The following is a 24,085-nucleotide window of genomic DNA, read 5'->3' as shown; positions in this document are numbered from 1 at the left end:
CGTCCTGTCAACCAGCCGGCTACATCGACGCGGGATTGTTTTTGCCATGCAGTCGCCGCGCATCGCTCCCCAGCGAAACGAGGCTTGATTCGTTTTAGATCGTATGCTCTAAAAACAATATCGATCAGTTTCCGATGTCGACCGCGAGCGCCTGTCCGATGAACCTAGCCACGGTTGACGATTCGTCGACGCGCTCGAATTCGGTCAGTTCCGGCTCTTGGCGGACCGCGCAGGGAGTCGTTTGGGGCGGCCTGTCGGCTGCGATTCTTTCGGGCTGGTTCGTCGTAACGCGTTTGGGACTGCGTCACGATCTTCGCGTCTGGGATGTCATCGTGCTGCGTTTCGGTGAGGGTGCGGTTCTGCCGACGCCGGTGCTGCTTGTCGGGCCCTTGCGTCTGCGGTTTCAGGCGTGGTCTCAGGGTATCTCCCTGGCTGTGCTCTGGGGAGCCCCGTTCATTCTCTTGGTCGGACTTGGCTTGCAGGCAACGTCAGCCACGTTGACCTCGTCGGTGACGCCGGCATTAATGCCGGTATTCGCCGGATTCATTGCGTGGACGTTTTTGGCTGAGCGTCCGCGCAGACGGCAGCTATGCGGCTATGGACTGATTGTCGCCGGACTGCTCGCTCTGGTTTACGGCTACGTCTGGGCAGAAGGCCACCTCGACATTGGTGGTGTCGCTGCCCTTGTGACAGCGGCGATCATGTGGGCGCTCTGTGCACTGCGGCTGCGCCGAACCGGCCTTACGTCGCTTCAAGCTGCGGCGCTGATCTGCTTCTGGTCCGCAATCTTTTATCTGCAGCTCTATCTCGGACTCGGCCTTTCGAGCCTGACGCGTGCGTCCGCCGGGGAGTTGCTCTTTCAGCCGGTATATCAGGGCGTCATGATGAGCGTGGTCGCGCTCTTCGCTTTCAATCGCGCCGTTGTCTTGCTCGGGCCGCGAGCCGCGGCCGCCATCAGTGCATTTATGCCGGTCACGGCGACTCTTTTGGCAATACCGGTTCTCGGCGAATGGCCATCATGGCCGACGGCAGCCGCTATCTGCGTCATCGCGCTGGGGGTCGTATTGGCCGCTGCCTCCGCCAATCAGGGTAACAAAAAAGGAGAAAGCCAATGATCCGCTTTTATTTCCACCCGACACCCAATCCGGCAAAGGTCGCGCTGATGCTGGAGGAAACCGGCTTGGCCTATCAGGTGGTCTCGCTCGACACCGGCAAGGGAGAACAGCACAGACCGGAATTTCGCGCCATCAATCCGAACGGCAAGGTGCCCGCCATCGTCGACACGGAGGGCCCAGGCGGAAAAGAAGCCAGGGTCTTCGATTCCAGTGCGATCCTGCTTTACCTCGGCGACAAGACCGGACGACTGATCGGCTCTCCGTCCGACAGGCCGGAACTGTTGTCGTGGCTGTTCTTCATTGCGACGGGCATCGGACCGTTCTCGGGACAGGCCGTGCATTTCCAGCACGCGGCTCCGGAAAAGCTCGCCTACGCTATCAACCGTTACCGTCGCGAAGTCGAACGGCACTATGACGTGCTCGATACCCATTTGAAGGGTCGTGATTTCATCGTCGGGAAAGACTTCTCGATCGCTGATATTTCGGCCTGGGGGTGGTTGGAGCGAGCCCCGCGCGTGTTGCCGGGTGACGCTGCCCCTCTGGCGGCATTCCCAAACCTCGATCGCTGGTATCGTGCGGTCGACGCTCGGCCGGCCGTGGCAAAAGCCCGTGCGGTTGGAAAGGATCACGCCTTCAAAAAGGAAGTGGACGAAGAAACGCGCCGCGCGCTCTTTCCGTCCAACTATCCGAAGGTCGCTCTCTAGGACAGCCGCCCGAATCCTCGAAAAAGATAAAGCAAGCGAGACAACATGAAACTTCAGGGAAAAAGAGCGCTCATCACTGGTGGCTCCAGCGGCATCGGATTTGCGATCGCCGAGGCGATACTGGCAAAAGGTGCGGAAGTCGCGATCACAGGTCGACGGCTGGACGTCCTAGCTGAGGCCGCTAGGCGGCTTCGTCAAGGCGGTCGTCGCGTGGAATCCATTGCCGCAGATGTCAGCACGGAGACAGGGCGGGAAACAACGCTCAAGCTCGCGCTGGAGAAGCTCGGCGGTCTCGATGTCCTCGTCAACAATGCGGGTGGGGTCAGAGCAGGCCGGCTGGAGGACGCCACCGAGGCTGAAATCAGGACCATGATCGAGGTCGACCTGGTTGCCCCCATCTTGCTAACCCGCGCAGCTTTGCCGGCCCTGCGGGCAAGCAAGGATGGCCTGGTTGTCAACGTCACGTCCGGCATCGCGCTTGTCGCGGCGCCATTCTATGCGACCTACGCCGGAGTCAAAGGTGGTTTGGCGAAATTCGGCGAGTCGCTTCGCCGGGAACTGAAGGGCGAAGGCGTCCATGTCATGACGGTGTATCCCGGAGCGACTGATACGCCCATGATGCGTTCGTCGCGCGCGGGTCCCGAACTCGGCTTTACACGCGAGCCGGCGAACGCGGTCGCCGCGGCCGTCATCGAGGGAATGGAGCAGGATGCCTTCGAGGTCATTCGCGGTGGCGAAGCGCGGGCCAAGATGATCGCCTTGAACCGCGAGGATCCCGCAGCCCTCGACAAGCGCTTTCTCGATCTCAAGCCGGCGCTGGCGGAAGCGGTTCGTGACCATTCAGCACTTTAGGCAGGGAATAACATCCCCTCGCGAGGGTACATAATCGCGATAATCGACAAAGGAGTTCGCTGATGACGCGTTTCGCACTCTACGTTGAACTGAAGGCAAAGCCGGGCCGGGAGGAGGATGTCGCGACTTTTCTTGCGAATGCACGCGGCCTCGTCCTGGCGGAGACCGGCACGGTCGTATGGTTTGCCGTGCGCTTCGACACGGCGACCTTCGCGATCTTCGACGCATTCAATGATGAAGCTGGACGGACCGCCCATCTGAACGGTGCAGTTGCCGCGGCGCTGATGGCCAACGCGGCTGATCTGCTCGCCGTAGCCCCGGAGATTCGCCAACCTGCGGTGCTGGCGGACAAGCTGCCCGCCTGACTCTGGCGCTGACGTCAGTGGTTCGCTCGTGGTCCTCGTGCCGCGAGCGGACCAACGGAGGCTAATCGAGATGCTGAAAATCTGGGGCCGCGCCAATTCCATCAACGTCCAGAAAGTGCTCTGGTGCTGTGGCGAGCTCGCCTTGGAATATGAACGGTTCGATGCGGGTAACGAGTTCGTCATTACCAAAACACCGGAATATCGTGAGCTGAATCGAAACGGTCTCGTTCCCACGATCGAGGACGGCGATTTCCTACTCTGGGAATCGAACGTGATCGTCCGCTATCTCGCGCATAAGGCTGGAGACGGCCGCCTCTTTCCGGCAGCGACAAAGACGCGCTTTGATGCGGAACGCTGGATGGATTGGCAGGCAACCGTGTTCTGGCCCGCCTTGCGTCCCCTTTTTATCCAGTTGATCAGGACGCAACCTGCAAACCATGACGCCGCGATTATCTCGCGGGCCGAAGAACTGTCCCTGGCTGCCCTGCGGATACTCGATGCGCGGCTCTCCGACCGCTGCTTTTTGGCAGGCGACAAATTTTCCATGGGTGACATTCCGGCGGCGGTGGCTGTCCACCGTTGGTACGAGCTAGATACTGCTCATCCTAAGCTTCACCACCTGTGCCGTTGGTACGAGCAGATGAAGGAGCGGCGGCCCTTTCAGGAAGTGGTAATGACGCCCTTGAGCTGACGCCACCCTTTCCATCAAGCGATATGACAGTCGACATAAGCCGTGCCGTCGACGGAAACAACGACGTGATCGCCGGCCTTGACCGGATGCAGGCCAAGGGGCGTTCCTGCGAGTACCAGATCGCCCGGCTTCAGGGCCTCGCCAAAGCGATCAAGATCGCTCCGCAACCAGTCGAGGGCCTCGGTCGCGCCGCCCGGCATGGCCCATAAGGCGCCAGTATCGATGGTCGTTCCATTGATGGAAACCGATAAGGTCTTTGCACCCCGCCAATGGTCAGGCGGCATCGTTTCACTATTCCGCGTGACGACGGCGCCGGCATTGATCCCGTTGTTGGCAATGAGTTCGGCGAGCGTCTTCTTCGGCGCACGAAAGACGAATTGATGCAATTCAATCACGGGAAAGGCGGCAACGATGTTGGCGTTGTCGCCAATCCGAAGGGCCATCTCGCCTTCGATCGCGAGATTGGCGTAGGCGGCATGCCGAAGCGTGCAGCCGGGTTCATGGATTTCGCTCCGAAACAGGCGCGCATGGATGGGGCCGCTCATCCCGAACTGCTTGACCACACCGGGCCCGATACAACCGACTTTATATCCAGCTACTGCGTCGCCGGCAGCGCAACGAAGGCGGGCGACCTCCATTTGGACCGCGTAGGCCTCTTCGAGCGTCAATAACAGCTTCGGATCGGCAAACGCACCACCCGGCGTGGCCCACTGGTAATCGCGCCATTGGCGCAGCGCGAGCGCCTGCAGGGAGTTCGACAGAGCCATGGCGGGTGTCGTCATGGTTCAGACCAGCCGATATCGCGCGACCACATCGTTCTTCCAGGCGAGCCCGTTGCCGGGGCGGTCCGGAACGATGGCCGCACCGTTTTTGATATGCAGCGGCTCCTGCAGGATCGGAGCCGCCCAGTCGACATATTCTAGCCAATGGCGGCCCGGCGTCGCCGCCATGAGATGCGCGCTCACTTCAGGAAACAAATGAGATGAAACCTCGCGGTAATAGGCGGCGGCGAGCCCTGCGGCGCGCTGCCAGCCCGTGACGCCGCCAATGCGGTCCAGATCCAGCATGACATAGTCGGAAGCGCTTGCTTCCAGCGCCGCCACCATGGGGGGTAGGCCAGTGAAGTTTTCGCCGATCTGGATTGGCGTTCGTGCCGCCTGGGCTATCAGGGCCATGTGCCGATAATCATCATGCCGGATCGGCTCTTCGATCCAGTAGATCCCCTCATTGTCGAGCGCCATCGCATATTGCATGGCGTCCGAAAAGGTCAGCGCCTGATTGAAATCGACCATCAACCGCACAGAATCCGGCAGCCGGTGCCGCACCGCTCGGACAGTCGCCAAATCATGCTCCAAATGGCTTCGGCCGAGCCGCAACTTTACGGCTCCGAAACCGCCCGCCAGGAGGGCTTCAGCTTCGTCCGCTGCGGCTTCCGGCGGCATCAGCCCCAATCCGTTGCTGTTGTAGGCAGGGATCGGCTGAAGGTTCGCGCCGAGATACACCGCCAGCGGCATACCCACTGATTTGGCACGAGCATCCCACACTGCTGTGTCCACCGACGACGCCACCATGGCCAGCGGGCCGGCGACGCCAGGAAGCCGGAAATAACGGGAAACCGCTTGCGCCAGGTCCAGCGGGACCAAAGGCTTGCCGGCCAGTTGTTCACCGAGCTCGGCCACGATGGGTACCAGCGAACGCGCAATTGATGGCTGATAACAAAAGGCATAAGCGCGGCCTTCGATGCCATCCTCAGTCAGGAGGTCAACCAAGAGCAGGCAAGCCTCCTCGATGCTCTTGGCGCTCGTGCCAAGCGGCCGGTTCATCGGTAGCTTGACCGCGGTCGCCGCGAGCGAACGGAGCACGGGCATCTCAGAGTGTGTCATCGGCTTCCCCGTCAATACGGCCAACAAGGCACCCTGCTGTGATCCTCGGAGGAAACAGGGCTGATTATTGATCGATCGATCTAGAATGCCGCGCTCCGATCCGTTGGTCAACAGCGGGTTGATTGCCGTCGCAGGCCAGGGCTGGCCGTTCAAGCTACCGCCTGAAACAGCAATTTCAGATGGTTGCACGTCCGCGATTTGAACCTGCAATCGCAGCTGGGCGGGTTCTGACCAGGGACACGGCCCGCCCAACCCTACGATCCCAGTACCGAATATTGCGCTCGCTTTCGATTTTCCGCGACAGAAGTCGCTTTCGCCCGACTGGTAGGCCGAGGTCTTTCAACATTCCCCTGTATGAGCGTAAAGCTCCGCTCGCCCCAAGGCTCACGAACTGCCTAAGCGTAAGATTGGATCAGATATCGTAGGTTTGGTTGGTGTGTGGAAAGGCGGTAGCGCTCCCCCGCTACCAAATCCGCGATTTTCCACGCCAAACTACGATCTTTTGCGATTTTGTACTCCTGACGGTACCGGTCAGAGCGCGCCGGACATGCGGGATCGGCACGTTCTGGCGCAAAGCGGACGATGACCGAATGACAATCAGGCCTTCGCCGCTGATGCGGCCTACTCTATCCATTTCACCACCTGTTGTGGCGAAATCGGGTGAAAGTGGATGAACGGCGCGTTTGGTCCCAGCGCATTCTCGACGGCCGAGATCACACAGGCCGCAGTTGGAATTGTGCCGCCTTCGCCGGCGCCTTTGACGCCGATCGGATTGCGCGGCGACGGTGTCTCCAAGTGATGGATTTCGATTGGCGGCATCTCGGAGGCCAACGGTAGAAAGTAGTCAGCGTAAGTGGTCGTCAGAGGCTGGCCGGCTTCGTCATAGATCATGCGTTCAAACAGAGCGTTGCCGATCCCGTGCACCACCCCGCCACGAATTTGGCCATCGACAATGAGCGGATTGATCAGCTTGCCGCAGTCGTGAACCACGACGTAGCGGACAACTCGCACATCACCGGTCTCAGGTCGATCTCGACCTCGCAGGCATTTGCGCCGTAGGCAAAGGTCAGCGCGGTGGAGTTGAAGTAGGCAGTCGCGGCGAGGTCGGGTTCCATGCCGCCAGGCAAGCTCATTCCGACATTTCCGGCCAGCGTTCGTGAGATTTCCGACAGGCTGACATTCATTCCCCGAACACCTTTGACGTACACCGCGCCGCATTCGAGTTCGAGATCTTGCTCGCCAACTTCCAGCTTGTGGGAGGCAAAGGCGATCGCCTTGGCTCGAACCTTCTGTGCAGCCAGTTCAACGGTCCAAAGGTACTTGGTCGGTTCCGAACAAGTCGTACGCACAAGTCGATACTCGGAACGCGGCGCGCCGATGATCTGCCGTCTCGGAGCAAGCCAGAATGGCCGCCGAACGCATCAACCGCGTAGCGTCCGTGATGTCGGCGTGGCTTTCGTCGATGCCGCCGATCTCTTTGGTTAGCCACGCGAGCTCGATGCGATGCGCGGCATCGTGGAAGCCGGGGTTCTCCCAAACCTTGTCGGCCAGTTCCTGCATCATGGCAGCCAACCAATCCGAGCCTGAAAGAGATCGCGAAATTCCTGGACAGCAGGGAGTGGAAAGAAGAACAGCTCTATGTCATGGGATTCTAGTCCAGCCGTCTTGAGCGCGGCTGAGACCTTCGGAGCTACTGCTGCAAGCTGCTCTTTCGCCAGTGCTCTAAATGCATCCTCGGCACCCTGATCACCAGCAGCACTGACCTTCTGGAAGCCGTCAAAATCGAAGCCGATCAGGCAGGTGATGACATCCTTACGTTCGTTGTATTCTTCCTCGTGGGGGTCCAAATATCGCAGCAACGCTTCTTTGCCGTCAGTTCCTAATCCTGTGAAATCGATGTTTCGCTGAACAAGCTGGAGTTCGTGGCCCAGCTCGTCCGGCTCCAAGGATTTTGCGATCGATGTCGTGGCAGCGGTGATAGCTGCACCGACATCGCCATACATTTTCGACTCGCCCCAATAAAGGAAGAGCCGCGCGGTCTCCGGACAGTAGCGAACATGGATTCCGTCCGCACCGTGTACAGGCATCTGAGGATTGGTTTTCAAGGTCATCTTCGCGATGAACTGCGGTGCGCCTAATATCCACTCGGTAAGCAGATAGAGTAGCAGTTCGCCAGCTTCGCCATTTCGATTTGTCGCTTTGTGCGCCTTGATGAAAAGCTTGGCGGCCGCGTCATTGAGTTGGGTAGTTTTGATCAGAAAGTCCTCAAACGGCAGGGTCGACTGGAGCGCCCTTACTGCGTCGATTTCCTTCCGCGTGAGCGCAAATGGCGTCAAATGAAGCCATGCCAACTCCACCAGTTCATGGACAGTGGTCTTGCCCTGTCGGAAGGCGGGGAAATGCAGGCGAAGGGTGACGCCCGCACACTCGCACGTCACCTTGTGCTGTAATTCCCTTATCCTCGGTCCTAGTTTCGAATAGTCACGGCGAAGCGCTGCTAGGACTGCGTCCAAGTCAGGACTTTCGGTTTGATCTACACTCTGCTGGCTCAACTCACCCCCGGTCGATCTTGCCCCACAAGTTTAGCGCGAGGAAATGCTAATGTAAGTAGAAAATCCCCCGGTGCGCCAATCTAGAATCGCAGGTCTTGATCTTTCTCAAACCGCACGGCTGCTTTCTAACGAAAAGCCGATGTGAATGAATCTGGCGCTCCATTGGCCAACTCGATCCTTATCCTCCTCACCCTCCTCTTCGTCCTGTCCATCCGGCCGTATTGGACAAAAGAACGGCGCATCGTGCGGGGCATCGCCTGGCCATGATCGGCTCAGGTCATGTCGGCGGAATCAGTGTGACGGATCTAGGCGACTATGCGCGCAACGCTGCACAACGATTCCTGCGGCGTCGCAGTGGCGGCGTCATCAAGACGATTGAAGGCGGATGCGACCTCGAATGCGGCGATCGGTGGTCGGCGAACACGAACCTCGACAGTTTCCCGAACGCCTATGTCCAGCCTTAACTGACGACCGCGGCTGTTACCGGCACCCGCATCCTCTACTAGAGGTGCTCGGCCGCGAGCTCTCGATAAGAATTGCGTTCGGCAGGAGATGACCGATTCGCGATGCATCGCCTTCCATGCCTGCGACAAATTTACGTCCCGCTTCGATCACGTTTGCTTCCGCGTTGCTTCCGTGGGACATCGCCGAGACCTGCAAGATGTTGGCGCTCTTGCAAAGCTCTGATTTTAAAGGGGAAATGGCGCACCCGACACGATTCGAACGTGTGACCTTTGCCTTCGGAGCGCAACGGTCGATCTAAGCGGCCAATCGAGGGATTGCCCGTTCCATCAATCGCAAGAACCGGGTGTTGCGTGTCCCCGCAACCAACTGAAAGGTCGCCGGGTGCAATAAATCCAGCCTCGGGGAGCCAACCGCAGAATAACCCCGGCTACGCCAGAAACGAACGGGCACAATCGTCTACGAACAGGATCAATAATCTAGGCCTTTCAACGTTAGACTCGGCGAGAACGGGTTCGCTCGGGCCGCCGATCGCTCCGCATTGCGCCGCCGCCAGTGGAGCGCGGACATATTTCTCGACCGATTGAATTGATGCTCTCGACGCTGGAGACGATCATGCCCCTGATGCGACAACGACGCGGATAAGACCATCGTCGTCCATGAAGCCCCGTCTATCGGTATGCAAGGGCCATTGATCATGGCGTGCGCAGTCTCTTCCGACCGTTTTCCATAGCCCTGAATGAAACACAGGCCCCGGCTTGCGGCGGGCAAGTTCAACCCTAGCTAGAGGCATTATAAATTATTGTTGTTGCGAAGGAATTTCTGAGTTTCTAACTGTTTCGCGAGCAGTGGGCGCCCTGATCAAGAGGCGGGCTGGAGGGGCGGCATGACCGGGTCAAGAACCATACAGCGCGTCGGCCAGCAGGACCGACCAGTGTCATGGCCCAAGGGCGAATGGAGACAACGCGACCGGGGACGCGGCAGCATTGTGCGTCATGGGGGGAGAAAGCCCTGATGAAGGAAGGGCTCGATCCACGGTTCGCCCTGTATTTGTCCTATCGCGCCGTTCTCATCGATTACGCCTCGTACCTGCTCGGCTCTCGCGAGGGCGCCGAGGACCTGGTCCAGGAAGCATTCATCAAATTCATCCCGTCAGGCGGCAGTAGGACACCAACAGCCCGTCCACGATCCTATCTGTTCCGGATCGTGCACAATCTGGCCGTCGACGTGCTGCGGCGGAAGCGGCTGGAAAATCTGCGAAGCGCCCACAACGCGCCGGTCTGGGCCGGCTCACAGGCCGCAGCCACGCCTGAGGAAACGGTTCTTTATCATGAGAGCGAGCGCCGAGCCATGGACATCATCGCCGGGCTGCCGGAGAAACAGCGCGTTGCGTTGGAAATGCATAGGTTCGGCGGATACTCGGTCGAAGAGGTGGCTGCCCACCTCGGAGTTTCTGTTCCGACCGTCTACCGTCTCATCCAAGCGGCCGTAGCAACCGTCACGATCCGGCTCGAACAGGACTCGGGCGGCCGAGAATAGTCTCGTAAAAGAAACATGTGAAGCCCGCGACTTCGTTCGGGTTGACGGATTGGTTTCGTTCATTGGTAGACGACACAGCACCGCAACAGGGAAGATTGGAACGTTGGCTGCGAAACACGATAGGGAGCATCGGCTGCTCGAGCAGGCGACAGGTTGGATTCTGCGACTGGAACGCGCACCTCAGGGCTCTGCGCTGTTCGATGAATTCAAAGCCTGGCTTGCGGCTTGCGAGCAGAACCGGAGCGCGTGGGAGCGCGCCAACAAGACATGGACCATGCTCGGGGCGGTCAAACCGGCCTACGATCAGAAAGTCTGGGGAGACGCCGATCCGCACTTGAAACCGCGCGTAGCGCACACACCCGCACCCGGCTTCTCCCGACGCTCCGGGGCGGCGCGTAAACCATATCGTCGACCAGTCGAGATTGCTGTCGCCGCGGTTGTCGCGGCATGCCTGCTGTGGATTGCAGCTCCGGCAATCCTCATTGCTATCCGCGCCGACTATCGTACCGCCGCCGGCCACACCGAACCTATTTGGATGGCCGATGGCTCCGTCGTCGAGCTCGGCGGAGCCAGTGCGATCAAGGCCGATATCGGAACAACAGAGCGCCGCGTTACGCTGCTGGCAGGTGAAGTCTTCTTCGATGTCGCGACCGACACCAGGCGGCCGTTCGTCGTCGATGCGCAGGGCGTCGAGATCAAGGTGCATGGCACCGCCTTCAATATCCAGGCCTCATCGACAAGCACGAAAGTTGCGCTGCTACGCGGCTCGATCGAAGCCAGGCCCGCTGGGAAGGACAAGCCATCCGACGTTCTCAAGCCCGGTCAAATGGTCGTGGTCGACCACGTGACAGGTAACGTAAGCATCGAGTCGGTATCGCTTGAGGAAATCGGATCCTGGCGTGAAGGAAAGGTCTTTCTGTCCAACGCCACCGTGGAATCCGCCATCGAATTGATCCAGCGCTACTCCTCGGCCTCGATTTTGCTTCCCGACAGAAGCCTTGCGGGCCGCAAGGTGAGCGGGTTGTTCGATCTGCGCGATCCTGATCGCGCGCTCGCTGGGCTCGTCGAGCCCTTCGGCGGCAAGGTCCGGGCCCTCACCCCGTTCGTGCGGATCGTGTCGCGTCTGTAATTGGTTCGCTCGCAAATCTTATAATTCCTCCAAAACGAGCGCTGCCGTGAGAATCTTGCGGCAGCTCTACGTCTTTGCGGTCGGAAGTGCATGCCTACGGAGTGGCTGCGCAATGACAAGTGAAGACGAGCGAGTTGATGAATACTGGGGGCGTAACAAATAGAATTGGAGCGGTAACACAAAGTAGGTCGAAGCGCGCGACTATCCGATTGCTCCGGAATGCTGGCGTCTGCGCGCTGTCTGCCGGGCCGGTATTATACGCGCACCTTGCTTTCGCTCAGACCGTGCAAACGCGAGGTGCGATCGCTCCGGCAGCGCGTCAGTTCAACATTCCGGCTCAGCCGCTGACGAATGCGCTCAGCCAGTTCGGCCGCCAGTCCGGACTTCAGGTCGCATTTCCCTCCGAAGCGTCGCAGGGTGTGCGGTCCAACTCCGTCATTGGTAGCTTCACGCCGCAACAGGCGCTCGAGCGGCTTCTTCGTGGAACCGGCGTCAGCTACCGCATCACTTCGCAAGGAACGGCTGTCGTTGGCGGGCGACCCTCAGCCGACGCGTCAGACGCTGCCAGCCGGCCGGCGGCCGACGGTTCTCTTGTTCTCGATCCCATCAATGTGACCGCCAATCGCTCTACGACGAACGGCGATACGCCCTATGAGACCCCCGGATCGGTTTCGCACGTCTCGCGCGAGCAACTCGATCGCCTGCCGCCGGCGTCGGCCGGCGACGTGTTCATCGATACGCCCGGCGTGATCTCGGCGGGCAATCATGTCGGCACGTCGATCAATCCCAATATCCGGGGCCTGCAAGGCATGGGCCGCGTGGGCACGACGATTGACGGTGCGCGCCAGAACACGAGCTCCTATCGTGGCTATATCGGAAACCGCGACGAGACCTATGTCGATCCCGATCTGATCGGCGGTGTCGACATTTCCAAGGGACCGAGCAGCGGAGTGGGGGTTGGGAGCATCGGTGGCAACGTCAATTTCCGCACCCTCGAAGCCGGCGACATCGTCAAGGACGGCCAGACATTTGGTACGCGCGTCAAAGGCAGCCTCGTCACCAACGGGGTAGCGGAGCAGTCGCCAAGTTTCCTGCCCAACAATGCTGTCAACACGACAGCCAATGGCCGGCCATCCTTTTTCAACGGCGACACATATTCGGGCAGTGCGGCCGTCGCCGCGATCAAGGAGAACTACGAATTCATTGTCGCCTATTCCAAGCACGTGCAAGGCAACTACTTCGCTGGAACAAAAGTCCCTGATGGAATCACATTCCGTCCTGCAAACGCGGTTACGACGACCGCAAATGCCAATTCGCTCGTAAAGCCTGGCCAGGAGGTCTTCAACACCTCCGAAAACACGGATTCGTTTCTTGCAAAAGGAAAGGTGAAGTGGGGCGACGGCCAGTCGCTTGAACTCGGCTATCTCTCCTACAACTCCCATTACGGTGAGATTGATGAGCTGAGCTATCAGGCTGCGATAGTGTCGGGAATTTTGCCCTACGGACAATTCCCGCTCTCCGAGACCCATGTCGATACTTACACGGCCAAATATAAGTATGAGCCGTCGGACGATCCGTATGTGAAAATGCGGGCCAACCTCTGGCTGACCGATCTTGCGTCGCAACGCCATGGCCTGCTTCCTGGTCCCTACGGCGACACTACGCTCGGCGGAGATGTCGGCAACACCTCCGTGTTCACCACGCCGCTCGGTCAGCTCACCTGGGACAACGGCGTTGAATTCACGCGTGAGCATGCTACGGCCGAGCAGTTTCCGAGTTCGGTGTCGGGCTCGGAGGGCTGGGAAACCTACGGCCCTTCGGGCGTGCGACTGATGACGGGGACATTCAGCAACGCAAGCCTCAAGCCGATCGACTGGCTGACGCTCTCCGCAGGGCTGCGCTATGACCATTACAATTCCAACGGCGAAGGATACCTCACCAAGTTTCCTGATCGGTCTGGCGGGCGTTTTAGTTCCAATGCCGGTGTCGTTATATCGCCCATCGAGGGAATCCAGTTCTACGGCCAGTACAAGGAAGGCTACCGCCCTCCGAGCCTCCGTGAAACGCACTGGCACTATCAGGGACTGCTCTGGAACAATCCGGATTTACAGCCCGAGATCGCCAAGGATTACGAAGCCGGCCTGAATATCCTGCGTAACAGCGTTCTCCAATCCGGCGACAAGCTTCGCGTCAAGCTCGCCTATTTCGACAATCACTATGATGACTATATCGTCCGCTACCAGACCGGCAGTGGATCAACCGGGTCGGCTGCGGACCATAAATACGTATGGTACAATATCAATGGCGCCAACTTCCGCGGCTTCGAAATATCCGGAAACTATGACTCGGGCGCGTTTTTCCTCGAGGGCGCCTTCACCAAATACACCAAGATTGAATATTGCGAGACTCCAGCAAGCTGCGCGCCGCCGACGGCACAGTTTGATTTGGCGAGCCCGACGGGCGCACTGAAAAACGATTACGCTGCGAATTATGTCCCGCCGAATTATGCTGGCAGCGTGACGGCCGGCATCCGGTTGTTCGATCAGAAGCTGACGTTGGGCGGACGGGTCCAGTTCTCATCGGCGCGCTCGGGCAGCGTCTGGCCGCCAACCAGCGGCAATACATTCACTTGGCCCTCATATCAGGTGTATGACCTCTTCGGCATCTACAAGATCGACGACGACTCGACGATCAATTTCAGCATCGAGAATCTAACGGACCAATATTATTTCGGCGCGCTCACCTCGATCGCCGTCCCATCGCCCGGCCGAACCGCCCGGATCAGCTACACGACGACGTTGAATGAAACGACACCCCTCGTTCGTCATCTTCCCAACGTGAGATTCGGAAATGCCTCGGACGGTGCTCCGGGGAGCGACTGGACCGGTCTTTATCTCGGTGGCCACCTCGGTTACGGCGTGGCCAGCACCAAGGGCATCACGACGGCCGGCGATGGAACGCCCGGAGCTATCCCGGCGACGGAGTCGGCTGAGCTGAGCTTCCGCGATCTGACGAGAGGCTTCCAGGGCGGGTTCAACTATCAGTTCTCGAACCGCCTGGTGATCGGTGTCGAGGGAGATTATTCCTGGACCAAGTTCAGGAAGACGCAGGACGCCATTGCAACGGAAGCCTCCAAGCTCACGGCGGGCAGCTTCCTGCAGGCCAAGACCGACTACCAGTTCGACTGGACGGCGTCGCTGCGCGCCCGCGCCGGCTACGCTTTCAATCGCGTGTTTGTTTATGCGATGGGCGGTCTGACGTTCCTGAACGAAAGCGAAGTTCGCAGTCAGTATCGGGCCGTCAGTGGAAGCGTGCCTAGCACTCAACTCAACTTTCGCGAAGAGGCCTCCGTGACACGTAGCGGATGGACGTTCGGCGGGGGATTCGAATATGCGCTGACCAATAACTGGTCTCTTAGAGGAGAGTATTCTTACGATCATTTCGGAGATAGGGAGTTTCTCTTCCCGAATGCGACCGCCGGCGTGACGCTGCCGTACGCGGTGCAGACACAAATCTGCGCAGTTTACTTTCCTCCGTCCCGCGGCGGCGGATGTCGTCTCTATCGCACCCAGACAGTCACAGTTCCTGGCTCGTCCCAGACGACGAACGGTCGCAGGGCGGAAAACGATCTTGATTTTCATGCGATCAAGATCGGCGTGAACTATCGCTTCTAATTCAAGGGGGCAGCACTTTCACCGCGAGATCGACGCGCCTTACGACAAGTCCGAGGCGGATGCCTGGTCCGCGCCGGCCCGGACGGCGACTGCATCGCTCGACTCCAAGTTTCCCCACCGCTCGACGTGGGGTCCGAGGTTCGTCAGCAAGACGAACGTTTGAGCAAGAGAAGAGGTAAAGATGACTTCCACCATCAACCTTACATCGGCCAGCAGCGATCTTTTGGGATATCTTACTGGTGCCTGGGAAAACGACTTCAACTACAATGACAACGGTGCTTTCTATCCGACCTCCTCACCCTACTCGGAATGGGCGGCGGGCAATAGCGGAGTTTCGGCCGACTCGGGAGTGATCCTGCATGGCTTGGGGTTCACTTACTCGCCTCCCGGCGGATTCAGCGGCACCATCACCGAACTCGACTTTGGCCACGGTCTTACTGGCAGTAGCAGTTCTGGTTTCGGATTGACCACGCCTGAACTGTCGATCGAACTCGGCGGCTCCGGCGGCACGAGCCCGGATACGACCTTCAATCAGGCAATCTATGTGCTCTCCCATGGCGGGAGTGTTTATGGCCAAACCGAGTTCGGTCAGCCCTTTGCCGGGCTGGTCGATTATCTCGGCGAGACGGGCACCACCCAGAACGGCACCTCCGGCGACGACTACCTGTACAGCTTCTATGGAAACGACGCGCTCTCCGGAAACGGTGGAAGCTCGGACTTCGACACGTTCAAGTGGGACCATAGCCTCTACGATTCCAGCCACGGTTTCGGAAACGACACGATCGCTGACTTCGTTCAGGGCAACGATCTCATCGATTTCAAGAACTATGGCTGGTCCGACTACAGCCAGTTCATCAGCGACAGCCATGTGAGCGTCGCAGGCAACACCATCACCTACACCGATCCGACCAACGTGAGCCTGCACAGCACGGTCACGGTCGACGGCGTCTCGAGCCTGTCTGCGTCCGACTTCGCCTTCGTCTGATGGCACCACGAGCGCCACGAACAATGAAGCAGACGCCGCCGCAGCCTTTGGCTGCGGCGGCTGTTTCCGGTTTCAAACAAGGCGCCGTCGCCCTGGCGCTGGTCAGCGGGGTCATCAACATCCTCGGCCTGACTGCACCGCTTTTCATGCTGCAGGTTTACGACCGCGTGCTGGCGAGCCGCAGCATCCCGACCCTGCTGGGGTTCTCCGTTCTGGCGATGATCGCCTACGGTTTTCAATTGCTTCTCGAAATCATTCGGTCGCGCGTGCTGCTGCGCGCCGGTGAATTTTTCGATCATGAGCTTTCCCGCGGTGTCCATGAGGCAGTCATCCGGCTTCCTTTGCAGACGCGTGCGCCGGGTGATGGTCTCCAGGCCCTGCGCGACCTCGACAACGTTCGCAGCTTTCTGTCCGGCCAGGGGCCGGCCGCCTTGTTCGATCTGCCGTGGGCGCCGCTCTATCTAGCCATCTGCTTCGGCCTGCACGTATGGATCGGCCTCACCGCGCTGGCAGGGGCCGCCATTCTGACGGCCCTGACTATCCTCACCCACAAGTTGTCGTCGGCTCCCGTCCGGGAGACAATCCAATACGGCATGGAGCGCAACGCGATCCTGGACAGCTCGCGCCGCAATGCGGAGGTAATCCGTGCATTAGGGCTCGGTGAACGAAGCGCAGACCGATGGATCGCGGCCAACAGGAAATATCTGGCCGCGAATAGAAAGGCTGGAGACGTCGGCAATGCGCTCGGCAGCACCGCGCGCGTGTTTCGGATCATGGTGCAATCGGCGGTCCTTGGCGTCGGTGGGTATCTCGTCATTCAACAAAGTGCCACGGGCGGCGTCATGGTCGCCAGTTCCGTCATCTTGGGGCGCGCCCTCGCGCCTGTCGATCTCGCGGTCGCCATCTGGCGGTCCCTTTTGATGGCTCGGCAAAGTTGGGCGCGCCTACGGGATCTCTTGTCGTTCGTCGCACCTCAAGCAAAGATGACCCCGCTGCCGAAGCCGGAGGCGAATCTCACCGCTGAGGGGGTCGGCATCGTGGCGCCGGGCCAGACGAAACCAACGGTCGTCGAGGTCAATTTCGGTATCCACGCCGGCAGCGCGCTCGGTATCATCGGTCCCAGCGGCAGTGGCAAGTCGACCCTGACCCGCGTTCTCGTCGGGGCCTGGCATCCCGCCCACGGCACGGTGCGCCTTGACGGCGCCTCGCTCGAGCAATGGGACAACGAAAGTCTTGGCCGCCATATCGGCTACCTGCCGCAGGATGTCGAGCTGTTCGACGGGACAATCGCTGAGAACATCGCGCGTTTCGATCCCTCTGCGAATCCCGACGATGTCGTGAAGGCGGCGAAGGCGGCCGGCGTCCATCATCTCATTCTTCGTTTCGACAATGGATACGACACGCCAACCGGCGAGGGGGGATCGGCCCTTTCCGCGGGACAGCGTCAACGCATTGGCCTCGCACGGGCGCTTTTTGACGATCCGTTCCTCGTGGTGCTCGATGAGCCCAATTCCAATCTCGACACCGAAGGAGAGGACACTGTCATTCAGGCGATCGCCGCCGTGCGTGCGCGCAAAGGAATAGCAATCGTCGTCGCACACCGGCCGAGTGTGCTCGGCGTTGTCGATCTTGTTCTGATGATGGAAAACGGTCGCGCAAGAGCTTTCGGCCCGCGCGACGAGATCCTGTCGCGGATGATGAGGCCGACTTCTGTCCAGCCTGGGCCGAAAAGCTCACCCGCGGATCAGAGTGGGACACATTCGCTCGGACCGCTTCAGGTTGTAACGGCGCCCGGCGACACGTCTCCGGCCCAAAGAGAGGGAGGCGATGTTTAACGCCGATGCTGACGCCGTGGTCCGCTCCGTCCGGCACCACCTCATTCTCGGCGTTCTCGCTGTGCTTGCATTCGCCCCCTGCGTCGGCGGATGGTCGACTGCGACAGAATTGGCTGGCGCCGTGGTCGCCGACGGCACCTTCGTCGTCGAGTCCTATGTGAAAATGGTCCAACATCCGACCGGTGGTGTGGTCGGCGAATTGTTGGTTCGCGAGGGTCAGCTGGTTAAAGCAGGCGATGTGCTGATCCGCCTCGACGCTACCCAGGTTCGTGCAAACCTCGCCATCGTCAGCAAGCGCCTCAACGAACTGGCCGCGCGCGAAGCTCGGCTTGAGGCCGAGCGCGACGACAAGGACACGATCACGTTTCCGCCCCTTCTCACGGAGCATGCGAACGACCGCGAAGTCGCGCGCGCGATGCAAAGCGAACAGAATCTGTTTCGGTCACGGCACGATACGCGGATTAGCAAGAAGGCCCAGCTCGGGGAGCGCATCAAGGAGTACGAGCACCAAATTTCCGGTCTGAAAGACCAGCAGGAAGCGTTTGAGCATGGGATACGAGTTCGCGAGCGGGAGTTGCTGGATCTGCGCGACCTGCTGGCAAAAGGCGTCACGTCCGTCCAGCGGATTAATGAACTGGAACGTGACAAGGCGACACTCGACGCTTATCGCGGCCAGGTCGTCGCGGGGCAGGCGCAGGCGGCGGGCAGTATCGCCGAAGCAAGATTGCAGAGTTTGCAGGTCGATCAAGACTTGAAGACCGAGGTCACCGGTGACCTGCGCGATACGCAGGCGCAGATTGGTGAATTTTCCGAACGCAGGATTGCCGCCGAGGATCAGTTGCGGCGCATCGACATGATCTCGCCCCAGGATGGCTGGGTGCACAACCTGTCGGCTCACACTGTCGGCGGGGTCATCGCTCCACGCGAAACAGTGATGGAGATCGTTCCCGACGAAGACCGCCTGACGCTGGAGGCGCATATCTCGCCAAAGGATATCCACGAGGTCCATCTCGGGCAGGATGCAATCCTGCGTCTGACCGCCTTCAACCTGCGCACGACGCCTGAGCTCGACGGGACAGTGAGCCGTGTCGCTGCGGACCTCACGCAGGACCAACGTACGGGCACATCCTTCTATGTCATCAGGATCACCATTCCTCCGGAACAGTTCGCTCGGATTGCCAAATTGAAACTCGTTCCGGGAATGCCCGCCGAAGCGTTCATCCAGACCGGCGACCGCACGGCGCTCTCTTATCTTGTCAAGCCACTTTCAGATCAGATCAACCGTGCTTTCAGGGAACACTAGCGAGAATGACTACAATCGAAATTGAAGAGCATTTTGAAACAAGCCGAGTCAGACGCCTGAAAGCTGCAACGAACGGGCAGCACGATCGTCTTGACGAATCCATCATGGAAGAAAATCCGTTCGCGAACCGAGAGCGCTACAGTCTCTTGGTGAAGGTGCAGTATCAATTCCACCGAGACGTCGATGCGCTCTATTTTAGTCCCAAGCTCAGTCGACTACTGCCCGGCCTCGCGGGTCTTCGCCGGTTCGGGTTGATCGAGCAGGATCTAGGCGACCTCGGCGTCGTGCCGGCTACCACCAGTGATGAACCTGAATTCCGTCGCGATGACGCTGACGTTGACCTGCCGACCGCACTCGGCTGGCTCTACGTCGCAGAAGGCTCAAACCTTGGCGCGGCATTCCTGCTCAAGGCGGCGGGGAAACTTGGACTTTCTGAGTCCTTCGGCGCGCGTCATCTGGCGGCTGCTCCGGAGGGGCCCGGCCGACATTGGAAAACGTTTACAGCGGCGCTTGATGCGGTGAACCTTTCTGATGCCGAGGAAGAACGTGTCATCCCTGGAGCACACGCGGCCTTTTCGCGTGTTCAGGAACTGGTGACCGGTCTGCTAGCCCAGCCAGCGGCAACCAACGGCACCCGACTATCGACGAGCTAACGTGATGATAATACTTTCCGAATTGGTGTTCAGCGCACTATTCATGATGTTCGTGACCACTTGCACACTAATCGCATTTCTGCCCATGGAAGCGCATCTTCGGGCCATGCATGTGATTGTTGCGCTCTTCGACAAGCTTGTCTTCAGGAGCTTTCCTCGCTGCGAGGATGGGCAAACTGCCAGCCAGCAAGAACTGATCGATTCAGTACGTGGCCAGCCAGCGGTGCGCCTCGCATCGTGAGCGGTCGCTGACGCACAAGCCGGAGAAGGGATGTGAGTTGTCGAACGCCCCGCAACTAAACCATGTGTGGACGATTGGAAGGACATAGCATGACACTGTTGGACAGACGGGGTTGGGCGATCATGCCGTTTATGCTGATTGTCGTGTTCGGCTTCGGAATCCCCTTTGGGATGGCACAGCAACCGGCGACGTCGTCCGATGCCGGTATTGTCGCGCCGGTCGATCGTTCAGCGTCGGGTGGGTTTACAGAGACTGGACCGTCTCCCGTCGGGACCACGGCAACCGATTATCTCTCGCGGCCGTCACGTAGCCTGGACTCGGAGCGCCGGGCCGGCCTGCCGCATGATTTGTCGCCCTGGGGCATGTTCATGGCGGCCGACTGGGTGGTGAAGGCGGTGATGATCGGGCTTGCCTTCGCCTCGCTCGTGACCTGGACCGTATGTCTCGCCAAGACTGTCGAGGTTGTCTGCGCCCGCGCCAGGGCGAAGCGGGCAACTCGGGTCATTGCGTCATCGGAGAGCCTTGCAGACGCCGATCGCGTTCTTGCAAACCGGGGTGGGCCCACAGTGTTCATGGTGCGGTCCGCCGGTGAGGAACTGCGTCGGTCGTCCCGGATCCTGCTTCACGCCGGGGATGCCGGCGTGAAGGAGCGCGTCGTGTCGCGTCTCGCCCGCATCGAGGCACAGGCTGGCCGCCGGCTGACTCGCGGCACCGGCTTGCTCGCCACCATTGGCGCAACCGCGCCCTTCGTCGGCCTGTTCGGAACGGTATGGGGGATCATGAACGCCTTCATCGGCATCTCACAGACGCAGACCACCAATCTCGCGGTGGTGGCGCCCGGCATCGCCGAGGCGCTGCTCACGACCGCCGTCGGTCTCGTCGCCGCTGTTCCGGCGGTGGTCATCTATAATGTGTTCGCGCGCGCGGTCACCGGCTATCGGCAGGGTCTCGCCGACGCGGCTGCCGAGGTCGAACGGCTCGTCAGCCTCGATCTCGACTTTCGCAAGATGCCCGGCGCCCGCGCGCCTTCGGCCTCCGCCCTGGCCGCGGAGTAAAGCGTCATGGGCGGCGGCATCCGCGAGCGCTTTGAAGACGATCTCGAGGACAACCACGAGATCAACGTCACGCCGTTCATCGACGTGATGCTGGTGCTCTTGATCATCTTCATGGTCGCGGCGCCGCTCGCGACCGTCGATCTCCATGTCGATCTGCCGGCCTCGACCGCGCAGCCGGCGCCACGTCCCGACAAGCCGGTCTATCTGACGTTGAAGGAGGACCTTACGCTCAATCTCGGCAACGACCCGGTGCCACGGGAGAAGCTGCAGTCGATAATCGAATCGTTCACCGGTGGCAACAAGGATGCGCGCGTCTTCCTGCGCGCCGGCAGGACAGTCGACTATCAACATCTCATGGAGGTGATGAACCTGCTACGCGACGCGGGCTATCTGAAGATCGCGCTGGTCGGCCTCGAAGCGCCGTCAATTCGGGAGAGCGAACCCGATAAGGCCCGTCCATCACCTGCGGTGGCTGCGCCATGAACGACTTCAATGGCTCGATCACGCGCCCCGCCAAGGTGACCGAAGCCCTGCTATGGCTGGCCGCGGGCCTCGTTACGGTCGGCGTCCATGCCGGCGCCGTGGCCTGGCTGCTGCGCGGGGAGGTGGTCGTGGCCGCAGACAATTCACCGCCGGCCGCGATCATGATCGAGTTCGCGGCCGTGCCGGAAGCAATCCAGGCCACGCGGGACGAGATCACGCCGGACCAGAAATCGGCGGAAGAAAGCGTGCCGCGGAAGGAGCAGAGAGGCGAAGAACGGCCGCCGGAGCAGACGGCCGAACCGGCCACCAGGCCGGAGCAGCCGGCCGAACACCAGGAGATCAAGGAGAAGACGGCCGTGTTGGACAGAGCGGAGGTCCAGCTTCCGACGGAGCAGCCGAAGCCGAAGCAGAAGCAGAGGCAGGAAACCAAGAAGCAAAAACCGAAGGAGAACAAGCCGCCTCTTCGCAAGCAGCAAGCCGCTGCCGAATCGAAGGTCGCCTGGCAGGCGCACGTGGAGGCCCGGCAATCGCACCGCATTGCCGCCGCGCAGACCGCCTCGGGACTGTCGTCAACGTCGCCCGCCAATTGGCAGTCGCTGCTGATGGCTCACCTTGAGCGCCGCAAGCGCTATCCGTCGGGCGCAAGAGAGCGCGGCGCGCGCGGGATCGCCTATGTGCGCTTCACGATCGACGGCGCCGGCAAGGTGCTGTCGGCAAGCCTGGTGCGATCGTCCGGATTCGCAGAACTCGATCAGGAGGTGGTGGCGCTGGTGCACCGGGCCTCGCCCGTTCCGGCGCCGCCGCCGGGCGCCAGCCGGACGATCACCGTGCCGGTGAACTTCGACGTCAATTAGCGCGCTTCAAGGCGCCAGAGGATCGACAAAGCTAGTGTCCCGATTTTCGCTCGAACCCCGCCCTGGTGAAAGGAGGGCGTGAAAGCAAGGAACACCGTTGTGGACGGTGGATTCAAGCATGAGCCGGCCCGAACACTTGTTTCAGGAGTTTATCGACGCCCTGCAAACGGCGAGGGATGATCGCGAATTCGAACGGTTGGCAACACGCTCGGCGCACGGCCTCGGCTTTCGATGGTTCGCGTATTTGAGCATGACCGAGGACGCGCCGAAGTTGATCTCCTCTTATCCGAGATCCTGGACCGACCGTTACTTCCGATTGAACTATCAGCGCCTTGATCCGGTCATTCACCGGGCCCGCCATGAACACAGCCTGTTCGGCTGGACCACGGAAGGATCAATCCGCCCGCGCAGCAGCGAGCAGCGACGGTTCTTCGTCGAGGCCACGACCTTCGGCATCAAGTCCGGCATCACCATGCCGATCAGAGGCGGTTTCGGGCGAACGGCCGCATTCACCTTGGCAACCGACGATCCCATCATGCAGCTCGACCGATTGCTCGCCAGCTCAGGCGACATCCTGCAACTGATCGGCCTCTACTTCCACACCCACGTCTCCAAGCCGCCAGTCGCAACAGCCGATGCCGGCAGCGGTGAGGCCATTCTCAGCCAGCGGGAGCGGCAGTGTCTGTCGTGGGCCGCGCGCGGCAAAACGTCGGCCGAGACCGCAGTCCTGGTCGGTGTTACGCCTCGCACCATCGCGTTTCACCTGGAGAACGCCCGGCGCAAGGTCGGCGCGGTATCGATTGCGCACTGTGTCGCGCTGGCGCTCCGCCGCGGCCTTCTGCGCTAGCGCCGCGGCGCCGAACTTTCCCGAGTCGGCTTAGCTCAAAAAAAGCATATCCGCTTCGTCTGGAAACGCCTCTCCTTGCTTGCTAGGGGTTGCTCAAGCTTCCTGACCTTGGCACGTGACCTGTCAAATAGCACAGGCGCTCGACGGCGCGCGTTCTGCTCTGCTGCGCTCTCGCTTAAAGGGAGCTCGCCATGCGCGTCATTGTTCTCGATCATCGTCAGGCCGGACAACATCTCCATTTGCTTGCCGAGATGTTTCGGCTGCGCCGCCGCGTCTTCAAGGATCGTCTCGGCTGGGCCGTCTCGGTGTCGGGAGATTTTGAAATCGACATCTATGACACCCTGGATCCGACGTATCTTCTGGCCGTCTCGGAGCAGGGGACGGTCTTGGGCTGCGTCCGGCTTCTGCCGACCACCGGGCCGAACATGCTGTCGGATACCTTTGCGGTCTTGCTCGGCTGCAGGGACGCACCACGAAGCGAGCACATCCTGGAGAGCTCGAGATTCTGCGTCGACACCGAGCGTGCGCTTCAGATCGGCCATGCGGGCGTCAATCGAGCGACCTTCGTCCTGTTCGCTGCGATGTTGGAGACGATGCGAGCAAGGGGCGCACGGGCGATCGTAACCGTCACTGATACCAGGATGGAGCGCATACTCAGGCGCGCCGGGTGGCCGCTTGAAAGATTGGCTCCGCCGCAGATACTTGGTGAAACCACCGCGCTGGCCGCCCTGCTCCACGATTCCGATCGGGTGCTTGAGGCGATGTACCATCACGCCGGTCTTGACGGTGCCGTTGTTGTGCCTCCCGGTGCAGGGGCGGCGGCCGGCCTGGTCAGTCTCGAGTTCACGGCTCAAACAGGATGA

23 protein-coding genes and 2 pseudogenes are annotated in these 24,085 nt (G+C 60.3%); 20 read left to right on the top strand and 5 right to left on the bottom strand.

What is annotated here, in order from left to right:
* Nucleotides 1-134 precede the first annotated feature (134 nt).
* The 5 genes from J6497_RS27145 to J6497_RS27125 all read left to right on the top strand — a co-directional run bounded on the left by J6497_RS27145 (nucleotide 135) and on the right by J6497_RS27125 (nucleotide 3,727).
* Complete coding sequence (locus J6497_RS27145; protein ID WP_225707342.1) at nucleotides 135-1,115, top strand: DMT family transporter; 981 nt, start codon at nucleotides 135-137, stop codon at nucleotides 1,113-1,115.
* A complete protein-coding gene (locus tag J6497_RS27140) occupies nucleotides 1,112-1,819 on the top strand; it encodes a glutathione S-transferase family protein (RefSeq protein WP_225707341.1) in 708 nt (235 codons plus the stop codon). The genes J6497_RS27145 and J6497_RS27140 overlap by 4 nt, the downstream gene beginning before the upstream one ends.
* A 45-nt stretch (nucleotides 1,820-1,864) precedes the next feature.
* Nucleotides 1,865-2,671: an SDR family NAD(P)-dependent oxidoreductase gene (locus tag J6497_RS27135; RefSeq protein WP_225707340.1), complete on the top strand. Its 807-nt coding sequence runs from the start codon at nucleotides 1,865-1,867 to the stop codon at nucleotides 2,669-2,671.
* Between the two features lie 62 nt (nucleotides 2,672-2,733).
* Nucleotides 2,734-3,036 carry a putative quinol monooxygenase gene (locus tag J6497_RS27130; RefSeq protein ID WP_225707339.1) on the top strand — a complete coding sequence of 101 codons (303 nt, stop codon included), beginning with the start codon at nucleotides 2,734-2,736 and terminating at the stop codon, nucleotides 3,034-3,036.
* Between the two features lie 70 nt (nucleotides 3,037-3,106).
* Nucleotides 3,107-3,727, top strand: coding sequence for a glutathione S-transferase family protein (locus J6497_RS27125; RefSeq protein WP_225707338.1), 621 nt, complete (start codon nucleotides 3,107-3,109; stop codon nucleotides 3,725-3,727).
* Between the two features lie 14 nt (nucleotides 3,728-3,741).
* Here J6497_RS27125 and J6497_RS27120 read toward each other — a convergent pair whose 3' ends face one another.
* The 5 genes and pseudogenes from J6497_RS27120 to J6497_RS27100 form a co-directional block, all read right to left on the bottom strand.
* Nucleotides 3,742-4,494 (bottom strand): 2-keto-4-pentenoate hydratase, encoded by a 753-nt coding sequence (locus J6497_RS27120; RefSeq protein WP_225707337.1) that lies wholly within the window; start codon nucleotides 4,492-4,494, stop codon nucleotides 3,742-3,744.
* An 18-nt stretch (nucleotides 4,495-4,512) separates the two neighbouring features.
* Nucleotides 4,513-5,820 (bottom strand): enolase C-terminal domain-like protein, encoded by a 1,308-nt coding sequence (locus J6497_RS27115; RefSeq protein WP_225707336.1) that lies wholly within the window; start codon nucleotides 5,818-5,820, stop codon nucleotides 4,513-4,515.
* A 411-nt stretch (nucleotides 5,821-6,231) separates the two neighbouring features.
* Nucleotides 6,232-6,959: pseudogene (locus tag J6497_RS27110) on the bottom strand (xanthine dehydrogenase family protein molybdopterin-binding subunit).
* Nucleotides 6,913-7,173 carry a hypothetical protein gene (locus J6497_RS27105; protein ID WP_225707335.1) on the bottom strand — a complete coding sequence of 87 codons (261 nt, stop codon included), beginning with the start codon at nucleotides 7,171-7,173 and terminating at the stop codon, nucleotides 6,913-6,915. The pseudogene J6497_RS27110 and the gene J6497_RS27105 overlap by 47 nt, the downstream one beginning before the upstream one ends.
* Nucleotides 7,170-8,123 carry a HamA C-terminal domain-containing protein gene (locus tag J6497_RS27100; protein ID WP_225707334.1) on the bottom strand — a complete coding sequence of 318 codons (954 nt, stop codon included), beginning with the start codon at nucleotides 8,121-8,123 and terminating at the stop codon, nucleotides 7,170-7,172. The genes J6497_RS27105 and J6497_RS27100 overlap by 4 nt, the downstream gene beginning before the upstream one ends.
* A 335-nt stretch (nucleotides 8,124-8,458) precedes the next feature.
* On the opposite strand from J6497_RS27100, the gene J6497_RS27095 reads away from it, so the two are divergent.
* The 15 genes and pseudogenes from J6497_RS27095 (at nucleotide 8,459) to J6497_RS27025 (ending at nucleotide 24,085) form a co-directional block, all read left to right on the top strand.
* Nucleotides 8,459-8,626: a hypothetical protein gene (locus tag J6497_RS27095; RefSeq protein ID WP_225707333.1), complete on the top strand. Its 168-nt coding sequence runs from the start codon at nucleotides 8,459-8,461 to the stop codon at nucleotides 8,624-8,626.
* 1,012 nt (nucleotides 8,627-9,638) lie between these two features.
* Nucleotides 9,639-10,163: an RNA polymerase sigma factor gene (locus tag J6497_RS27090; protein ID WP_225707332.1), complete on the top strand. Its 525-nt coding sequence runs from the start codon at nucleotides 9,639-9,641 to the stop codon at nucleotides 10,161-10,163.
* 49 nt (nucleotides 10,164-10,212) lie between these two features.
* Nucleotides 10,213-10,413 (top strand): annotated as a pseudogene (locus J6497_RS42065) (FecR/PupR family sigma factor regulator); the annotation flags it as partial.
* Between the two features lie 24 nt (nucleotides 10,414-10,437).
* A complete protein-coding gene (locus J6497_RS27080) occupies nucleotides 10,438-11,292 on the top strand; it encodes a FecR family protein (RefSeq protein WP_225707380.1) in 855 nt (284 codons plus the stop codon).
* Between the two features lie 284 nt (nucleotides 11,293-11,576).
* The gene (locus tag J6497_RS27075) at nucleotides 11,577-14,966 is read left to right on the top strand and encodes a TonB-dependent receptor domain-containing protein (RefSeq protein ID WP_225707331.1); all 3,390 of its coding nucleotides are present in this window, start codon (nucleotides 11,577-11,579) and stop codon (nucleotides 14,964-14,966) included.
* Nucleotides 14,967-15,147: 181 nt separating this feature from the next.
* Nucleotides 15,148-15,951, top strand: a complete 804-nt coding sequence (locus J6497_RS27070; RefSeq protein ID WP_225707330.1) for a hemolysin — start codon at nucleotides 15,148-15,150, stop codon at nucleotides 15,949-15,951.
* A gap of 23 nt (nucleotides 15,952-15,974) precedes the next feature.
* Entirely contained in the window at nucleotides 15,975-17,786 is a 1,812-nt protein-coding gene (locus J6497_RS27065) for a type I secretion system permease/ATPase (RefSeq protein WP_225707329.1), read from the top strand.
* Nucleotides 17,779-19,089, top strand: a complete 1,311-nt coding sequence (locus tag J6497_RS27060) for an HlyD family type I secretion periplasmic adaptor subunit (protein WP_225707328.1) — start codon at nucleotides 17,779-17,781, stop codon at nucleotides 19,087-19,089. The genes J6497_RS27065 and J6497_RS27060 overlap by 8 nt, the downstream gene beginning before the upstream one ends.
* A 5-nt stretch (nucleotides 19,090-19,094) precedes the next feature.
* Complete coding sequence (locus J6497_RS27055; protein ID WP_225707327.1) at nucleotides 19,095-19,742, top strand: biliverdin-producing heme oxygenase; 648 nt, start codon at nucleotides 19,095-19,097, stop codon at nucleotides 19,740-19,742.
* Nucleotides 19,743-19,746: 4 nt separating this feature from the next.
* A complete protein-coding gene (locus J6497_RS27050) occupies nucleotides 19,747-19,983 on the top strand; it encodes a hypothetical protein (protein ID WP_225707326.1) in 237 nt (78 codons plus the stop codon).
* Between the two features lie 170 nt (nucleotides 19,984-20,153).
* Nucleotides 20,154-21,038, top strand: coding sequence for a tonB-system energizer ExbB (gene exbB / locus J6497_RS27045; RefSeq protein ID WP_376708278.1), 885 nt, complete (start codon nucleotides 20,154-20,156; stop codon nucleotides 21,036-21,038).
* Nucleotides 21,039-21,044: 6 nt separating this feature from the next.
* Nucleotides 21,045-21,521, top strand: a complete 477-nt coding sequence (exbD, locus tag J6497_RS27040; RefSeq protein ID WP_225707324.1) for a TonB system transport protein ExbD — start codon at nucleotides 21,045-21,047, stop codon at nucleotides 21,519-21,521.
* Nucleotides 21,518-22,375: an energy transducer TonB family protein gene (locus J6497_RS27035; RefSeq protein WP_225707323.1), complete on the top strand. Its 858-nt coding sequence runs from the start codon at nucleotides 21,518-21,520 to the stop codon at nucleotides 22,373-22,375. The genes exbD and J6497_RS27035 overlap by 4 nt, the downstream gene beginning before the upstream one ends.
* 118 nt (nucleotides 22,376-22,493) lie before the next feature.
* The gene (locus J6497_RS27030) at nucleotides 22,494-23,222 is read left to right on the top strand and encodes an autoinducer binding domain-containing protein (protein WP_225707322.1); all 729 of its coding nucleotides are present in this window, start codon (nucleotides 22,494-22,496) and stop codon (nucleotides 23,220-23,222) included.
* 191 nt (nucleotides 23,223-23,413) lie between these two features.
* Complete coding sequence (locus J6497_RS27025) at nucleotides 23,414-24,085, top strand: acyl-homoserine-lactone synthase (RefSeq protein WP_225707321.1); 672 nt, start codon at nucleotides 23,414-23,416, stop codon at nucleotides 24,083-24,085.

This window comes from Bradyrhizobium cenepequi, assembly GCF_020329485.1.
Taxonomy (GTDB): domain Bacteria; phylum Pseudomonadota; class Alphaproteobacteria; order Rhizobiales; family Xanthobacteraceae; genus Bradyrhizobium; species Bradyrhizobium cenepequi.
Note: the sequence above shows the minus strand (reverse complement) of the source record. Positions and strands in the feature narration are given on the sequence as shown.

Bases quoted from the DNA above. Each gene is read 5' to 3' on its own strand.
- J6497_RS27105 (WP_225707335.1), bottom strand. From the start codon at position 7,173: ATGATGCAGGAACTGGCCGACAAGGTTTGGGAGAACCCCGGCTTCCAC.
- J6497_RS27125 (WP_225707338.1), top strand. From the start codon at position 3,107: ATGCTGAAAATCTGGGGCCGCGCCAATTCCATCAACGTCCAGAAAGTG.
- exbD (WP_225707324.1), top strand. From the start codon at position 21,045: ATGGGCGGCGGCATCCGCGAGCGCTTTGAAGACGATCTCGAGGACAAC.
- J6497_RS27135 (WP_225707340.1), top strand. From the start codon at position 1,865: ATGAAACTTCAGGGAAAAAGAGCGCTCATCACTGGTGGCTCCAGCGGC.
- J6497_RS27060 (WP_225707328.1), top strand. From the start codon at position 17,779: ATGTTTAACGCCGATGCTGACGCCGTGGTCCGCTCCGTCCGGCACCAC.
- J6497_RS27065 (WP_225707329.1), top strand. From the start codon at position 15,975: ATGAAGCAGACGCCGCCGCAGCCTTTGGCTGCGGCGGCTGTTTCCGGT.
- J6497_RS27035 (WP_225707323.1), top strand. From the start codon at position 21,518: ATGAACGACTTCAATGGCTCGATCACGCGCCCCGCCAAGGTGACCGAA.
- J6497_RS27130 (WP_225707339.1), top strand. From the start codon at position 2,734: ATGACGCGTTTCGCACTCTACGTTGAACTGAAGGCAAAGCCGGGCCGG.
- J6497_RS27090 (WP_225707332.1), top strand. From the start codon at position 9,639: ATGAAGGAAGGGCTCGATCCACGGTTCGCCCTGTATTTGTCCTATCGC.
- J6497_RS27055 (WP_225707327.1), top strand. From the start codon at position 19,095: ATGACTACAATCGAAATTGAAGAGCATTTTGAAACAAGCCGAGTCAGA.
- J6497_RS27080 (WP_225707380.1), top strand. From the start codon at position 10,438: ATGCTCGGGGCGGTCAAACCGGCCTACGATCAGAAAGTCTGGGGAGAC.
- J6497_RS27145 (WP_225707342.1), top strand. From the start codon at position 135: ATGTCGACCGCGAGCGCCTGTCCGATGAACCTAGCCACGGTTGACGAT.
- J6497_RS27025 (WP_225707321.1), top strand. From the start codon at position 23,414: ATGCGCGTCATTGTTCTCGATCATCGTCAGGCCGGACAACATCTCCAT.
- J6497_RS27030 (WP_225707322.1), top strand. From the start codon at position 22,494: ATGAGCCGGCCCGAACACTTGTTTCAGGAGTTTATCGACGCCCTGCAA.
- J6497_RS27050 (WP_225707326.1), top strand. From the start codon at position 19,747: ATGATAATACTTTCCGAATTGGTGTTCAGCGCACTATTCATGATGTTC.
- J6497_RS27070 (WP_225707330.1), top strand. From the start codon at position 15,148: ATGACTTCCACCATCAACCTTACATCGGCCAGCAGCGATCTTTTGGGA.
- exbB (WP_376708278.1), top strand. From the start codon at position 20,154: ATGGCACAGCAACCGGCGACGTCGTCCGATGCCGGTATTGTCGCGCCG.
- J6497_RS27140 (WP_225707341.1), top strand. From the start codon at position 1,112: ATGATCCGCTTTTATTTCCACCCGACACCCAATCCGGCAAAGGTCGCG.
- J6497_RS27120 (WP_225707337.1), bottom strand. From the start codon at position 4,494: ATGGCTCTGTCGAACTCCCTGCAGGCGCTCGCGCTGCGCCAATGGCGC.